Origin of the sequence: Mesorhizobium sp. ES1-1, assembly GCF_020164785.1 — a bacterium.
Classification (GTDB): Bacteria; Pseudomonadota; Alphaproteobacteria; order Rhizobiales; family Rhizobiaceae; genus Mesorhizobium.
Window position 1 is genome coordinate 89,630 of the sequence record NZ_JAIUGX010000004.1, and the last position, 16,010, is coordinate 105,639.

The following is a 16,010-nucleotide window of genomic DNA, read 5'->3' on the forward strand; positions in this document are numbered from 1 at the left end:
TTGGCAGATGCCCGGCCTATGGCGCTATATCCTGTCCGGTACGGGAGGAATGGATGGCAGGCATGGACTTCGAGCCGGATGTGACGGTTCGCACCAGCGAATACCGGATCGGCTGCGTCGGCGCCGGCATGATCATGGCCGAATGCCATCTAGCGGCTTACGCCCAGGCCGGGTTCCCGGTGGTGGCGATCGCGTCGCGCACCAAGGGCAGCGCCGAGAAGGTGGCGGCGCGCTGGAATATCCCGACCGTTCACGACACGCCGGAAGACTTGATCCACGACAGCCAGGTCCAGATCGTCGACCTTGCCTTTCCGCCCGACCAGCAGCCGGCGCTGATCCGCCACACGCTGACGCAGCCGCATATCAAGGCGATCCTGGCGCAGAAGCCGCTGGCGCTTTCGCTCGAGGAAGCGATCAAGCTGCGCGACGAAGCGGCAAGGGCTGGCAAGATCCTCTCGGTCAACCAGAACATGCGCTACGACCAGTCGATGCGCGTGCTGAAGCAGATCATCGACAGCGGCGCGCTCGGCGACATCGTGTTCGCGCAGATCGACATGCACGCGATCCCGCACTGGCAGGCCTTCCTTGCCGACTACGACCGGCTGACGCTGGCCAATATGAGCGTGCATCATCTCGACGTGCTGCGCTTCCTGTTCGGCGACCCCGACGAAATCACCACGCTGACGCGCAAGGACCCGCGCACGACGTTCGACCATTCCGATGGCATCACGGTATCGACATTGCGGTTCCCGTCCGGCGTGCTTGCCGTGTCGCTGGAGGATGTCTGGTCGGGCCCGCGCCAGCAGGGCTATCAGGACGACCAGCACATCAACTGGCGGGTCGACGGCACCAGGGGCGTCGCCAAGGGGACAATCGGCTGGCCGACCGGCGTCGCCTCGACCCTGACCTACGCCTCGACCGAAGCAACGGGCGGCCAGTGGGTCAGCCCGCACTGGGACACGATGTGGTTTCCCCATGCCTTCATCGGCGTGATGGAACAATTGCAGCATGCGGTGAAGACGGGGACGCCGCCGGCGCTGTCCGTCGCCGACAACGTCAAGACCATGGCGCTGGTCGAGGCCGGCTATCGCTCGATGGCTGAAGGCCGCACGATCAGGCTTTCCGAAATCTCCACTGACTGAACGCCCAACTGCTGAATTGCTTGGTTGTTGAATCGCTTACCGGAGGACTTCACATCATGATGCAGGCAGGTATTTTCACCGGCTATTTCCCGTACGGCCTTGCCGAGACGGCGAAGAAAATCCGCGCCCTCGATTTAAACACCGTGCAGCTCGATCTGCATTTCCGCGATATGGACCTGTCGGCCGGCCAGATCACGCGCGACAAAGCGCGGACGGTGCGCGACACGTTTCGCGACCACAATCTGCCGATCTGCTGCATATCCGGCTACACCAACATCATCCACCCGGACAAGGCAGAGCGCGCGAAGCGGGTGGGCTATCTCAAGGAGATCATCCGCAATGCGCGCGCGTTTGGCACGCCTTACGTGATCTCGGAGACCGGCACCTACAACACCGAGTCCGACTGGGTGCATCATCCCAGGAACAAGACCGAGGAAGGGTTCGAGGAATGCCGCAAGGTGATCTCTGATCTTGCCCAGACCGCCTATGATCATGGCGCGGTCTTCCTGCTCGAGACCTATGTCAACAATGTCGTCGGTTCGGTCGAGGAAACGGTCAGGATGTTCGCGCAGGTCGACCATCCCGGCCTTGGCCTGTTGATGGACCCGACCAATTATTTCGAGTCACACAACATCGACCGCATGGATCAGGTGCTGAACCAGGTGTTCGACACGCTGACCGACAAGATCCGGATCGCGCATGCCAAGGACGTCAAGCGGTCGGGCAGCGACAAGTCAGAGAAGCATGCCGATATCGGCGACGCCGATGCGCATGAGGGGCTGACCTTTCGCGGCGTCGGCGAAATCGAGCTGCCGGCGCCCGGGCTCGGTGCGCTCAACTACGACCTCTATCTGAAACGGCTCAGCGAAAAGCACCCGAACATTCCGGTCATCATCGAGCACCTGACCGAGGATGACGTGCCGCGCGCGAAAAAATTCCTCGACGGGAAATTCCGCGCCAACGGCCTGTAGGCGGGGCAGGAGGTGACGATGGCGACGGCGGTCAAGACAAAGCGGGATTACAGCCTGGTCGGCGAAAGCACGCGGATCGCGATCGAAACCGGGCTTGCTTCGGCCGAATGGTATCATACCGACTTGCCGCGCAAGGCGATGAAGGAGCTGATGCAGCGCTCCGACGGGCCGGCGATCCGCGACACCATCATCTGGATCGCGGCCATAGCGGGCTCCGCCGCCGGCATCATATGGTTCTGGGGCACGTGGTGGGTGGTGCCGTTCCTGGTCGTCTACGGCGTGCTCTACGGTTCGTCGAGCGACTCGCGCTGGCACGAAGGCGGCCACGGCACGGCGTTCCGCACGCGCTGGATGAACGATGTCGTCTACCACATCGCCTCCTTCATGGTGATGCGCAATCCGGTCCAGTGGCGCTGGAGCCACGCCCGTCACCACACCGACACCATCATTGTCGGTCGCGATGCCGAGATCGCGGTGATGCGGCCGCCGGACCTTCTGCGGGCGGCACTCGCCTTCACCGGCATCCTTGATTTCCGGTACTCATTGCCGACGCTGGTGCGGCAGGCGTTCGGCAGACTGTCCGAGGACGAGAAAAGCTACATCCCCGAGATGGAACAGCACAAGGCGGTGATCGCGGCCCGTTGGCATGTCGCGATCTATGTCGCGACCATCGCGCTTGCGATCGCGATGGGCTCGCTGCTGCCCTTGGTGCTGATCGGCCTGCCGCGCCTCTATGGCAGTTGGCACATGGTTCTGACAGGCCTGCTGCAGCATATCGGCCTTGCCGACAATGTCGTCGACCACCGGCTGAACACACGCACCGTCTATATGAACCCGATCAGCCGGTTCATCTACTGGAACATGAACTACCATGTGGAGCATCACATGTTCCCTATGGTGCCCTATCATGCGTTGCCAAGGCTGCACGAATTGATCAAGCATGATCTGCCGGCGCCGAACCCGTCGATGTGGCATGCCTATCGCGAGGTCTGGCCAGTGCTGCTGAAACAGCTTCGGTATGAGGACTATTTCCTCAAGCGCGAATTGCCGCCGACGGCGCGGCCCTATCGCGACGAGTTTCACGCGCTGACGATACCGGCGGCGGCGGAATAGGCGGAGAACAGGCATGGGTGATTGGGTCGAAGCGTGCGGTGTCGATGATGTCGAGGAAGAGGATGTCATCCGCTTCGATCATGACGGCCGCACCTTCGCGATCTATCGCAGCCCGGACGATGAATTCTTCGCCACCGATGGTCTCTGCACGCATGAGAAGGTCCATCTGGCCGACGGGCTGGTGATGGACGACATCATCGAATGCCCGAAGCACAATGGCCGCTTCAACTACAAGACAGGTGCGGCCAAGGGCGCGCCGGTCTGCGTCAATCTCGCGACCTACCCGGTGAAGGTCGAGGCCGGCAGGGTCTTGATCCAGGTCGGCTGATCCGTCGGGGAATACAGAGGGGGAACTTCGATGAGCCGAAAAAGACCGACAGTGGCGGATCTGCGCGCCATGAAGGGCAAGCGCCAGCTGACCATGCTGCGCGTCGTGACGATGGACGAGGCGGAGGCCGCCGAGCGGGCAGGGGTCGACATCGTCTCCGTGCCCCCTGAACTTGTGCTCAACCCTGCGTATCGCGATGCCGCGCCCAGCCTGTTCACCATGCCCGGCGAGAATTTCTTCGAGATCGGCACGGCGGATGATTTCTTGCGCTGGGCCTTCAGGCTCTACAAGGCCGGCGCCGACGCGGTCTATTGCAGCGCGGGCTATGCCACCATCAAGCGGATGGCCGACGACGCCGTTCCCGTCATCGGCCATGTCGGTCTGATCCCGTCGCGCGCGACCTGGACCGGCGGCTTCAAGGCGGTCGGCAAGACCGCCGACACCGCCATGCAGATCTTCGAGGCGGTGAAGCAGCTGGAGGCCGCCGGCGCCATCGGCGCCGAAATCGAGGTGGTGCCGGTCGAGGTGGCCAAGGCGATCTCGGAACGCACGTCGCTGATCATGCTGTCAATGGGGGCTGGGACCGGCTGCGACGCGCAATATCTGTTCGCCGACGATATACTCGGCCAGAACCGAGGCCACATGCCGCGCCACTCCAAAGTCTACCGCAATTTCGCCGCCGAATATGACAGGCTGCAGGCGGAGCGGGTGGCGGCATTTTCCGAATATGTCGCCGACGTCAACAGCGGCGCCTATCCCGAAGACAGGCATGTCGTGCGGATGGATCCGGCCGAGCTAGAGCGTTTCCTCGACAAGGTCGGCCCGAAATAGTCCCGGCTGCCAGGTGCCGCCGGTAAGAGCGGCGTGGAGCGTTTCGGCATCGATGCCGAGCGGCCGATCCTGCTTGAGGACCGGAATTAGCGCCCGTATCGCGCCGTGGACAGCCGCGGTGCGTGGTGCCAGCTCCAACCCCTCACGCAGGTCGACGGCCTGGGCAGCGGCCATCAGCTCGAAGGCGATCAGCCGCCGCCACAGCGCGATCATGGCGGCGCATTTCGACACGGCGAGCGGCGTCTGCGTTGCGTGGTCCTCGACGCCTTCCGAGACGGGCAGGAAGTCGAGCATCACCGGATTGGCCTTGTGGCGGATGGCGGCCAGGATCGATGTCGCTGTCTTGTGCAGCGGCACGAAGCCGGCCGATGCGCCGCCGATGGGCGACAGATATTTCGGCAAGCCGTTGCGGCCCGAGCCGGTCAGCTGGATGAAGCGGGCGGCGCTCGCGGCAGCGCACTGCGCGATGGCCAGGCCGAGCGTCTCGAAGGCGAGCGACAGTGCGGCGGTGTGAAAATTGCCCGTCGACAGGACAAGGTCGTCGTCGCCCAGTACCAGCGGGTTGTCGGCGGCGGCATTGAGCTCGATCTCGACGGCTTGTCTCGCCTGGCCGATCGCGTCGATCAGGGCGCCATGGATCGACGGCATGCAGCGGATCGACAGTGGATCCTGAATGGTGGTCGGCGCTGGCGCCTCGTCGCGGGCCAGAAGATCGTGCAGCGCCTTGGCGGCTTCCTGCTGGCCGGCGGCCGGGCGGGCCATGTGCAGGCGCGGATCGAGGATGGTGCGGTTGGCGGCGAGACCTTCCATCGTCAGCGCGCCGGCCTGCTGCTGCTGGGCAAGGGCGCAAAGTGCGTCCGACACTGCAAGCGCGCCGCTTCCCACGGAAACCGCCGATGCGTTGATCAGCGACAGCCCGTCCTTTGGCGCCAGGCCGACAGGGGCGAGACGCGCCATCGTCAGTGCCTTGGCCGCCGGCATGCGCCGGCCTTGATAGTCGGCTTCGCCTTCGCCGGTGAGCATACGGGCAAGCGTCGTCATCAGCACCAGGTCGCCGGCGCCGATAGAGCCCAGCGAAGGCATCACCGGATGAACGCCGGCATTGAGCGCATCGACCAAAGCGACGAACACCGCGGGCGAAAGGCCGGAGCCGCCGGTTGAAAGCATCGCCGCCCGCGCGATCATCGTTGCCCTGACAGCCTCGACCGGCAGCGCTTCGCCGACCGCGCCGCTGCGCCCTTCGAGCAGTTGCCGCTGGAAGGCGCTGGCATCACCCTCGACCGCGGTGCCCAGATTGGCGCCGAGCCCGGTGTTCAGGCCATAGACCTGCTGGCCGGATGCGGCTGCCTGGTCCAGAACGGTTCGCGCTTTCTCCAGCCTGGCGATGACATCGGCGCCAATCTCCACCTTGCGCGCTTCGCGTGCGACGGCGGCGATATCCTCGATACGGACACCGGCTCCGGAAAGGACGAGCGCGTTCATGCGAAGCGCAGCCTCTGGCCAATGCCTTGCGCCTGCGCCTTGGCGAGCATCGCCTTGCCGAGCGCGATGTCGGACAGCGACAGGCCGCGATGCCAGAACAGGATGGTTTCGTCGTCGCTTTCACGTCCGGATTTGAGACCGGCGGCGATCTGGCCGAGCTCGGCATGCAGCGTCTTTTCGCTCAGCCTGCCTGTCTCGACATGGGCGCGCAGGGACCCGAACTTGCCGCCCTTGCACTGGCCCCAATCGTCGACAACCATTTTCTGCATGATGTCGGTCAGCGACAGCTCCACCGCGCTCATCGTGCCATAGGGCACGACCAGGGCGCCGGGTTTGATCCACTCGGTCTTGAGCAGGGGTTGCGGTTCCGGCAGTCGCGAGGCCTCGACGACGATATCGGCGCCCTCGATGCAGCTCCGCCAGTCGGCGACAGCGGTGACCGGCTTTCCGAGATCGGCGGAGAGCCTGGCGGCGAAGACGTCGCGGCTTTCCGGACGGCGTGAGTGGACGCGGATTTCGTCGAAGTCGAACAGGTGGTCGAGCAGGCGCACGTTCCAGTAGGCCGTGCCGCGTGCGCCGATATGGGCCAGCACCTTCGAATTCTTGCGCGCCAGATGTCTGGCGCCGATCGCTGTAACGGCGCCGGTGCGCATGTCGGTGATGACGGTGGCGTCGAGGATGGCGCGCGGCGTGCCGGTGCGCGGATCGAACAGATTGAGGATGCCGAATTCGGAGGGCAGGCCGTGCAAATAGTTGTCGACATAGTCGCCAACGATCTTCACGCCCGCCGTGTCGAGTGGCGCCACATAGCCGCGCAAGACGTTGAAATGGCCATGGAAGGATGGGTCCGGTTCGAGATGGACACGCGGCTCGATCACGGTCTGGCCGTTACCCTGGGCGATGAGCCCGGCCTCGACCGCGGCAATGATCTCGCCGTCGGTCATGGCAAGCGCTTCGATGTCGAGGGCGTTGAGATAGTCGATATAGATGGGCTTCATTTACGCGCACAGTTCCCTCGGTCGCCCCCGCTCTCCCATAGCAGGCCGCGATGCGACACGAAAGTTTGTTGCACCATCTCTGGACGCAGCCGGCCGGATGCTGTTCAAACCGGACCCGTCATGACTGCCATTCCAGATACGAAGCCTTGACCGAGACGGCCACGAACGCGCGGCGCGTGGCGCTGATTGTCGCCATTGCCTTTTTCATGCAGCTGCTGGATTCGACGATCATATCGACCTCGCTGCCGCAGATGGGTGCCTCCTTTGGCGTGCCTGCGGTGGCGATGAGCATCGGCATCACAGTCTACATGCTGACCATGGCGGTTTTCGTGCCGCTGTCGGGCTGGCTCGCCGACCGCTTCGGCGCGCGCAACGTCTTCCTCGTTGCGATCGCGCTGTTCACCCTGGCATCGCTCGCCTGCGGCTTCTCGCAGAATCTGGCCGAATTTGTCGTCGCCCGCGCAGTGCAAGGCCTGGGCAGCGCCCTCATGACACCGGTCGGTCGCATTCTCGTCCTGCGCAACGCGTCGAAGTCCGAGCTGCTCAACGCGACGGCGCTGATCACCTGGCCGGCACTGTTCGCGCCTGTCGTCGGGCCGGTGCTCGGTGGTTTCATCACCACCTATCTGTCCTGGCACTGGAATTTCTTCATCAACATCCCGCTTGGGGTCATCGGGCTGGCGCTGGTGGCCCGTTTCATTCCCGGAGATCGGGAGGCCGACCCCAAGCCCCTCGACTGGCCGGGTTTCGTGCTGACGTCGGCCGGGCTCGCCCTGCTGCTCTACGGACTCGAGCGCATCGCGCACCCTGAGGATGGCGCGATGCCGACGGTCGTGCTGATCGGGTCCGGCCTTTTCATCGGCTGGCTGGCCATACGGCATCTGAGGCGCGCGGCGCATCCGTTGCTCGACCTCTCTTCGTTCAAGGTGCTGACCTTCGCCATCTCGACTCTGGCGGCGGGCACCATCTTCCGGGTGGCGATCAACGCGACGCCGTTCCTGCTGCCGTTGCTGTTCCAGGTCGGCTTCGGTCTCAGCCCGATCGACGCGGGCATGATGATCCTGGCCTATTTCCTCGGCAATCTCGGCATGAAGACCGTGACGACGCCAACGCTGCGGCTCTTCGGCTTCCGCTCGGTGATGGTCGTCAACGGCATCGTCGCCTCGGCCTCGATCATGGCTTGCGGCGCAATCTCGCCGCAGACGCCGCAAGCTCTCGTGGTTCTTTTGATGTTGATCGCCGGCCTGTCGCGCTCGATGCAGTTCACGGCTCTGAACACGCTGGCTTTCGCCGACATCGAGGCGGCGCAGCGCAGCTCGGCGGCGACGCTGTCCTCGATGCTGCAGCAGGTGGCGATGTTGTTTGGCGTCGCCCTTGCCGCGGCAATCCTCAACCTGTCGCGGATCGCCAGGGACACGCCGGCGCTCGACCTTTTCGATTTTCGAATCGCCTTCCTGGCGATCGGAGCTGTCGGACTGGCGACTTCGTTCCTCTTCCTCGCTTTGCCGGCCACGGCAGGCATCGAGGTTTCCGGCCACGCACCGAAGCGTTGAGCGCGGATTCCTGCCGGAGGCGGACATAAATTGCGCCTTGTCGGCCCGCATCGAAACGGAACGTTCGCCACCATAGCCGACGGGGCGACCATTTGCCAAAAATATTGAAGTTTCCGGGCATTGCGCCAGTTTCGGCAATCAATGCGTCCACTCGATGAATATCGACTTCAGGCTGTCTGCTGGTCGCGGATTCATTTGACGAACCGCCGCCCGGCCGATTAGCCTTTGTTTTAGGGGATGGCAGCGCTGCCATCGGGGCGAAAGCGGACATGAACACGATTAGCCGGCCAAGTTTCAGGAGCCTGAACCAGGAAGGCATTGTCTTTGCCATAGCGGTGGTGCTGTTCGTCGTCGCGGCAATCGGCCTGCCGGGATTCATCGACCCCAACAATCTCGTCGCCATTGTCCGATCGGTGTCGGTGCTGGGCATTCTGGCGCTTGGCATGGCGGTCGTCGTCATCGGCCGCGGCATCGACCTGTCGGCGGTGGCTATCATGGCGATGTCGGTGGCCTGGTACCTGCAGCTTCTCAACACCGGGACGCCGGACGGACTGGCGTTCGCCTATGTGCTGGCCGGCGTGCTCGCGATCGGCCTGCTCAACGGTTTCCTCGTGGCCTATGCCGATGTGCCGGCGATCTTCGTGACCCTGGCGACCGGCTCCTTCGTCTTCGGCTACGTGCGCTCGCAACTGATCACGCAGGACGCGGTGCCGGTGCCTCAGGGTCATTGGGTCGAACTGCTCGGCGGGCGGCGCTTTCTCGACATTCCCATCGAGGTCTTCGTCTTCGCGGGGCTGGCTTTCCTTTTCTTCCTGTTCCTGCGCTACACAAAATGGGGTCGCTACATCTATTTCGCCGGCGACAATCCGGTCGCCGCGCGCAACATCGGCATTCCGGTACGGCCGATGCTGGTGCTGCGCTATGTGCTTTCGGCCCTGGTGGCACTGATCGCAGGCCTGCTGACGGCGGCCAGCCTGCATTCGATCAACACCCGCGTCGTCAACTCGACACTGCTCTACGACATTGTGCTGGTGGCGGTGATCGGGGGCATCGGCCTGTCCGGCGGACGCGGCGGGGTGCGCAACGTGCTCGTCGGCGCGGCGCTGATCGGCATCCTTTTGAACGCCATGACCATCATCGACATTCCGCTGCTATACCAGAACCTGATCAAAGCGGCGATCCTGCTCGGCGCCATCATCGTCGACGGCATCATCAATCCGCGTGACGAACAGACCGCCCAGCAGGGCGACATTTAGGGCAGATGGGCTAGCCCATCCTGCTTGGGGTACCCCGTCCGATCCGTTCCGATCGGCCGGCAATGACAAATGCAACGAAAGGATCCGATATGAAATTCATCAGAACATTCATGGCCGCGGCCACGGCGCTCGCCGTCACCGCCTTCGTGGCGCCGACCTTCGCCGCCGACGATCCGGGCCCGGCCGCCTATGCGCAGGCGCTGAAGGGCAAGCGCGTCATGCTGGTGCCGCTGGCGATGGGCTTCGACCTGGCGCAGGGCTGGGCCCACTTCCTGAAGAAGGAAGTCGAAGGCTGGGGCGGCGTGTTCGAGACGCGCGACCCGAACTGGGTGGTCGACGCCGGCGCGCAGGCGATCACCGACGCCATCTCCTCCGACACAAGGCCGGACGTGCTGATCATCCACGCGCCGGACCTCAATTCCTATTCCAAGCTGATGAAAAAGGCGCAGGCCGCCGGCACCTATGTGATCCTGGTGGACAACCCGGCCAACTTCCCGGCCGATGCGTTTGTCGGTAGCGACTGGGACAGGCTTGGCCAGCTCGAGGCCGAAGCGGCGATCAAGGGCTGCGGCGAAAACTCTTCGAAGAAGCTTGGCCTGGTGCAGGGCGACCAGGCGAACTCCTCCAGCCTCTACCAGTATGCCGGCATCATGAAGGTGCTGGACAAGCATCCCGACTTCAAGGTCGTGGCCAAGCCCGACTCCAACTGGGATGCGACGACCTCGCGCAATGTGACGACGACGATGCTGCAGCAGAACCCCGATATCTGCGCCATCATCGATTTCTGGGATGGTGACGCGACTGGCGCTTCCGCCGCGATCCGCGACGCCAAGCTCGACGGCAAGGTGTTCCTGGTGACCACGGGCGGCGGCGAGAAGGCGGCCGATTGCGACAAGCTGCAGGACGGCACCTACGGCGCCGTGGTGATGACCGATCTTGCCCGCCAGTCGGGCGACATGAACGCCATCATCAAGTTCCTGCTACAGAGCGGCCAGCCGGCCGGCACCTCGCACACCTATATCTACACGCTGGAGAAGGCGACGACGAAGGCCGACCTGAAGCCCGACAGCTGCTGGGACCTGAAGGCGCTGCAGGCCGAAGCGGCGGCGAAGTAAGCCAGGCTTCCCAAGCTTAGCGCTGCCCCTCATCCGCCTGCCGGCACCTTCTCCCCGTATAGTGACGGGGAGAAGGGGAGTATGCCAACGCTGGTGACCCCCTCTCCCCGTCACTATACGGGGAGAGGGTAGGGGTGAGGGGCAGCGCAACCTGAGGCGGTTATAGCCCGGGTCCCTTTTTCTTTTCTCTTGGAATAGCAGCAGCCAATGTCCTTTCGCGAACGCCTCCAGTCCTGGCGCTACAATCTCGTGCCCGATCATCTTGTCGGCGAGATCCTGACCAAGCGCTGGACCGACAACGCCATCCCGTTCCTGGCGCTGGTGGTGACATTGGCGACCTTCGGCTCGCTCATTCCGGGCTTCTTCAAGCTGACCTCGCTGCAGGAATCGACCCGCCAGCTCGGCGAGTTCTCGATGGTGGTCACCGGCATGACGGTGGTGATGCTGGGCGGCGGCATCGACCTGTCGGTCGGTTCGATCTTCGCGCTGTCATGCTTTTCCGCCGTCTATGTCTTCTTCATCCTCGAACAATCGATCTGGCTGGCGCTCGCCGCCTCGCTTGCCACCGGCCTGATCTTCGGCGCCATCAACGGCTACCTCGTCGGCTATCTCAGGCTGCGCGCCTTCCTGACCACGCTGGTGACCTTCATCTTCGGTCGCGCGCTGTTCGACATCCTCGTCACCACCTATGCCGCCGACGTGCAGCTTTCGACCGCCACTTCGGATGTGCTCGATTTCATCGGCGACAGCACCTTCTGGGGCCTTTCCGTCTCGGTTTGGCTGGCGATCATACTGGCCATCGTCACCCATATCGCGCTGACGCGTTCAAGGCCGGGCTGGCATGTGCTGGCGGTGGGCGGCTCCCGCCGCTCGGCCCACAATGCCGGCATCCGCGTGCGCCGCACCGTGTTCATGACCTATGTCTTTTCCGGCTTCTGCGCCTCGATCGGCGGCTTCCTCATCGCCTGCCGCTTAAGCGGCGCAGGGCCTGGCACCGGCCTCAACCTGGAGATCATGGCGCTGACGGCGGCGGTGGTCGGCGGCGTCAGCCTTGGCGGCGGGCGCGGCTCGGTGATCAAAGGCCTGATGGGCGCCATCATCGTCTTGACCATGACCAACGGGCTGATCCGGCTGGGCTATGGCACCGGCACCAACCAAATGGTGCTCGGCATCATGCTGGCGGTGGCGGTGACCATCGATATCCGCTGGCTGAAGAACCGCCACAAGGTCCTGAACGAGGTCTATGTCGCGCCGGTCTACCTGAAGATGGGCGCGACGCAGTCGGCGGCTCCCGGCTCCGGCACGCCCTACGAGCTCGACAACCGGCTGTCGGCGGCCGACCATATCGGGCTTGGCGAGCTCGAGGGTCCCGAGGACGTCATCCTCGACCGCGACGACCATCTCTATTGCGGCACCCGCCATGGCGAGATCGTGCGCTTCTTCGCGCCGGACTATGTGAAGTCGGAAGTCTTTGCCCATATTGGCGGCTTTCCACTCGGGCTCGCCTTCGACAAGGCGGGCAACCTCATCAGTTGCGTCGGCGCCATGGGGCTCTATTCCGTCTCGCCGGAGCGCGAGGTGAAACGGCTGTCGGCGGAGACCGCGCGCTCCTGGACCTCGATCGTCGACGACGCGCGGCTGCGCGACCCGAACGACTGCGATATCGCGCCGGACGGCCGCATCTATTTCACCGACTCGACCAAGCGCTACGACGCACACGACTGGGCGCTGGATTCGATCGAGAACCGCGCCACCGGCCGCCTGCTGGTCTACGATCCGACGGACGGTTCGACCAAAACGCTGCTCGACGGCTACCGCTACACCAATGGGGTGTGCATGGCGCATGACGGCAAGTCGCTGTTCTTCGCCGAAAGCTGGGCCTGCCGCGTGCATCGCTACTGGCTGGAAGGGCCGAAGGCCGGCACCGCCGAATGCGTCATCCGCGACATGCCGGGCTATCCCGACAACATCAACCGGGCGTCGGACGGCAATTACTGGATGGCGTGGCTGGGCATGCGCACGCCGAGCTTCGACCTGTCGCTGCGCCATCCCGACATGCGCAAGCGCATGACGCGGCGGCTGCCGCAGGACGAATGGCTGTTCCCCAACATCAACACAGGCGGCGTGGTGAAGTTCAACGAGAAGGGCGGCATCGTCGAGGCAATGGGCGACCTGACGGGCGGCGCGCACCCGATGGTCACCTCGATGCGCGAGCACAAGGGCTATCTGTTCGTCGGCGGCATCCTCAACAACCGCATCGGCCGCTACAGGATTTCTGGCGCTGACCCGAACTGGACCAGCACCGCTTCCTATTGGGGAGCGAGATCATGATCCTCGATCCGATCCTGGATATCTTCCGCGGCAAGGCCGTCACCATCCCGCCGCTCGACGGCGCCTTCCGGCCCAACACGCAGCTCGATGATGCACCGGCTTTCGCCGAACTGACCGAGCCCGACAATCTGCTGGCCAAAGGCGACAGTCTGCTCACCTCCAGCGGCAATGGCGTGTATGCGATCCGGGCCGGTGACGCGCCGAAGGTCGTCGAGACCTTTCCCTCTCCGGTCACCGCGCTGGCGCTGTCGCCATCGGGAGAACTGACGGTCGGGCTCGAAACCGGTAAGCTCTTGATATCGGGCAAGGACGTTGCGCTCCCGGCCGGCGTCCGCTGCATCACGGCGCTCGCCTATGCCGACGATGGCACGCTGTGGCTGGCCAACGGCTCGGCCGAGCATGCGCCATCGCAATGGGCCGCCGACCTGATGAAGAAGGGCGCGTCCGGTTCGCTCTGGAAGCGGGACGCTGCAGGCGGCGCGTTCGGCAAGGTGGCCGGGGACATCGCCTTTCCCTATGGGCTGCATCCTGTTGGAAGCGATGTGGTGGTCAGCGAAAGCTGGCGTCATCAGCTTGTCCGCTTCGATGGCACGACCGGCCGCCGCTCAACCGTATTGACGCATCTGCCCGGCTATCCCGCACGACTTTCGCCATCCGGCGATGGGGGCGCATGGCTGGCCCTGTTCGCGCCGCGCAACCGGCTGATCGAATTCGTGCTGCAGGAAACGCATTACCGGCAGGACATGCTGGACCAGGTGCCGCCCGCCTACTGGATAGCACCGTCGCTTGCCTCCAGCCGCAGCTTCCTCGAACCGCTGCAATGCGGCGCCATCCGCACCATGGGCATCCACAAGCCGTGGTCGCCAAGCCGCTCTTATGGGCTGGTAGTCAAGCTCGACCCGGACATGCAGCCGCAGTTCAGCCTGCACAGCCGCGCCAACGGCTCGCGGCACGGCATCTGCAGCGTGGCCGAAAGCGAAGGCCGGCTCTTCGTCGCTTCCAGGGGCGGCGACTGCGTGCTGGCCCTCGACATCGCATCGGGAGGTTTCTGATGGAGCCGATCGTCCGTCTGGAGAACATCACCAAGACTTATCGCGGCGTGCCCGCCGTGAAGACTGTCAGCTTCGACTTGCGCAAGGGCGAGATCCACGCGCTGCTCGGCGAGAATGGCGCCGGCAAATCGACGCTGACCAAGATCATCGCCGGCGTCGTCGACGCCACCTCCGGCAAGATGTTCCACAAGGGCCAGGAGATTGCCTACGCCTCGCCGCATGCTGCACTTCAGGCCGGCATTGCCATGGTCTTCCAGGAAACCAGCCTGGTGCCGTCGATGACGGTGGCGCAGAACCTCTATCTCGGCACGGAAAAATTCCTGAACCGGCTGCGCGGCACCTACATCTCGGCGCAGCAGTTCCTCCAGTCGCTGAACTTCCCGGTCGACCCGAACGCCATGGTGGCGACATTGGGCGCCGCCAAGCGGCAGATGGTCGAGATCGCGCGCGCGGTCCACCACAATGCCGAGATCATCATCTTCGACGAGCCGACGGCGACGCTGACACCGGAAGAAAAGCGCCACTTCTTCGCGCTGATCCGGCGGCTGAAGGCGAGCGGCGTCTCCATCGTCTTCATCAGCCACGCGCTGGAAGAGGCGCTGATGATCGCCGATCGCATCACCATCCTGCGCGACGGCGAGCTGGTCGTCACCGACGACACGGCGGCCTTCGACCGCGACAAGATCGTCGCCGCCATGGTCGGTCGTACGTTGTCGGGGCAGATCTACAGCCAGCGCGACGAGGCCAGGCTGCGCAAGGCCGGCAAGAAGGTCCTGTCGGTTCAGGACATCTCGATGAGCAATGTCGTGCGCAACAATTCCTTCTCGATCTTCGAGGGCCAGATCACCGGCGTGTTCGGGCTGATAGGATCGGGCCGCACCGAGACGTTCAAGATCATCTCGGGCATCTACAAGCGCGACTTCCGGCGCGGCGGCGCCATCGAGCTGGACGACAAGCCGGTGCGCTATCTCGTGCCCAGCGAAGCGGTGGCCGACGGCATCGTCTATGTCACCGAGGACCGCAAGAGCGAAGGCATTTTCGAGACGATGGGCATCGCCGAGAACCTGTTCGGCGGGTTGCTGGCGGCGGGCCGCGAAAAGGCCTGGGTGATCAACCAGCAGGAGATGCGGACGCTCTCGGCCGAATGGGCAAAGACGCTGAACATCAAGGCGATCAACGACAATGCCCGCGTGGTCGAGCTGTCCGGCGGCAACCAGCAGAAGGTGGTGATCGGCAAGGGCCTTGTGCAGCAGCCGCGCATCGTCATCTTCGACGAACCGACACGCGGCGTCGATGTCGGCGCCATCGCCGAGATCCACCAGATCATCAACCGTCTGGCCGACGAGGGACTGGCCGTGGTGGTCATCTCCTCCTACCTGCCGGAAATCATGAACCTGTCAGACCGGATCCTGGTGTGCCGCCAGGGCCGCATCGTCGAGGAGTTCTCGCCGGCGGAGGCGACCGAGGAAAAGATCATGTATGCGGCGGTGCATTAGGTTGTTGTTGGAGGGTATGCACAGTGTGCCGGAGCTTCGAGCTTGCGGCGCCACCCGTTCGTCAGTTCGTCATCCACGGGCGAAGCAAGGAGCGTAGCGACGCGGCGCAGACCCGAGGATTCATGCCGGGACTCCGAAGCGCCGCAGCGGCACAGAATTCTGCTCCGCTGAGTTCACCGGCGGACGTCACGGAATGGATGCTAGGGTCTTCGCGACGGCGCTTTGCGCCTGCTCCACCCTAGGATGACGAAGGGTGAGGGGTCCGCAAACTTGAACGCTTCTGATCCTACCCGCATAAAAAGCTGAATCATAAGAGCCGATTAGCCTACTTTGCTTGAGACC

General features: G+C 63.9%; 13 protein-coding genes. 11 read left to right on the forward strand and 2 right to left on the reverse strand.

What is annotated here, in order from left to right:
* Positions 1-53 precede the first annotated feature (53 nt).
* Genes LB513_RS08295 through LB513_RS08315 form a run of 5 tightly spaced genes read left to right on the forward strand, consistent with a single transcriptional unit; the run spans position 54 to position 4,385 of the window.
* Positions 54-1,142 (forward strand): Gfo/Idh/MocA family protein, encoded by a 1,089-nt coding sequence (locus LB513_RS08295; protein WP_224662993.1) that lies wholly within the window; start codon positions 54-56, stop codon positions 1,140-1,142.
* A 56-nt stretch (positions 1,143-1,198) separates the two neighbouring features.
* Positions 1,199-2,113 carry a sugar phosphate isomerase/epimerase family protein gene (locus LB513_RS08300; protein ID WP_224662994.1) on the forward strand — a complete coding sequence of 305 codons (915 nt, stop codon included), beginning with the start codon at positions 1,199-1,201 and terminating at the stop codon, positions 2,111-2,113.
* A gap of 18 nt (positions 2,114-2,131) precedes the next feature.
* Positions 2,132-3,226, forward strand: a complete 1,095-nt coding sequence (locus LB513_RS08305) for a fatty acid desaturase family protein (protein ID WP_224662995.1) — start codon at positions 2,132-2,134, stop codon at positions 3,224-3,226.
* Between the two features lie 13 nt (positions 3,227-3,239).
* Positions 3,240-3,554, forward strand: coding sequence for a MocE family 2Fe-2S type ferredoxin (locus LB513_RS08310; RefSeq protein ID WP_224662996.1), 315 nt, complete (start codon positions 3,240-3,242; stop codon positions 3,552-3,554).
* Between the two features lie 30 nt (positions 3,555-3,584).
* Positions 3,585-4,385: a 3-methyl-2-oxobutanoate hydroxymethyltransferase gene (locus tag LB513_RS08315; RefSeq protein ID WP_224662997.1), complete on the forward strand. Its 801-nt coding sequence runs from the start codon at positions 3,585-3,587 to the stop codon at positions 4,383-4,385.
* Here the strand turns inward: LB513_RS08315 and hutH are convergent.
* Together hutH and LB513_RS08325 are read right to left on the reverse strand one after the other, a co-directional pair.
* Positions 4,350-5,867 (reverse strand): histidine ammonia-lyase, encoded by a 1,518-nt coding sequence (hutH, locus tag LB513_RS08320; protein WP_224662998.1) that lies wholly within the window; start codon positions 5,865-5,867, stop codon positions 4,350-4,352. The two genes, LB513_RS08315 and hutH, sit on opposite strands and share 36 nt — an antisense overlap.
* Positions 5,864-6,865 (reverse strand): ornithine cyclodeaminase family protein, encoded by a 1,002-nt coding sequence (locus LB513_RS08325; RefSeq protein WP_224662999.1) that lies wholly within the window; start codon positions 6,863-6,865, stop codon positions 5,864-5,866. The genes hutH and LB513_RS08325 overlap by 4 nt, the downstream gene beginning before the upstream one ends.
* Positions 6,866-7,071: 206 nt before the next feature.
* Here LB513_RS08325 and LB513_RS08330 point away from each other — a divergent pair, with 206 nt between their 5' ends.
* The 6 genes from LB513_RS08330 to LB513_RS08355 all read left to right on the forward strand — a co-directional run bounded on the left by LB513_RS08330 (position 7,072) and on the right by LB513_RS08355 (position 15,668).
* Positions 7,072-8,418: a DHA2 family efflux MFS transporter permease subunit gene (locus LB513_RS08330; protein ID WP_411962694.1), complete on the forward strand. Its 1,347-nt coding sequence runs from the start codon at positions 7,072-7,074 to the stop codon at positions 8,416-8,418.
* A 269-nt stretch (positions 8,419-8,687) separates the two neighbouring features.
* Positions 8,688-9,674 (forward strand): ABC transporter permease, encoded by a 987-nt coding sequence (locus tag LB513_RS08335; protein ID WP_224663000.1) that lies wholly within the window; start codon positions 8,688-8,690, stop codon positions 9,672-9,674.
* Between the two features lie 89 nt (positions 9,675-9,763).
* Positions 9,764-10,789 carry a sugar ABC transporter substrate-binding protein gene (locus tag LB513_RS08340; protein ID WP_224663001.1) on the forward strand — a complete coding sequence of 342 codons (1,026 nt, stop codon included), beginning with the start codon at positions 9,764-9,766 and terminating at the stop codon, positions 10,787-10,789.
* 207 nt (positions 10,790-10,996) lie between these two features.
* Entirely contained in the window at positions 10,997-13,120 is a 2,124-nt protein-coding gene (locus tag LB513_RS08345; protein ID WP_224663002.1) for an ABC transporter permease, read from the forward strand.
* Positions 13,117-14,172 (forward strand): hypothetical protein, encoded by a 1,056-nt coding sequence (locus LB513_RS08350; RefSeq protein ID WP_224663003.1) that lies wholly within the window; start codon positions 13,117-13,119, stop codon positions 14,170-14,172. The genes LB513_RS08345 and LB513_RS08350 overlap by 4 nt, the downstream gene beginning before the upstream one ends.
* Positions 14,172-15,668 carry a sugar ABC transporter ATP-binding protein gene (locus LB513_RS08355; protein ID WP_224663004.1) on the forward strand — a complete coding sequence of 499 codons (1,497 nt, stop codon included), beginning with the start codon at positions 14,172-14,174 and terminating at the stop codon, positions 15,666-15,668. Before LB513_RS08350 ends, LB513_RS08355 begins: the two co-directional genes overlap by 1 nt.
* Positions 15,669-16,010 lie beyond the last annotated feature (342 nt).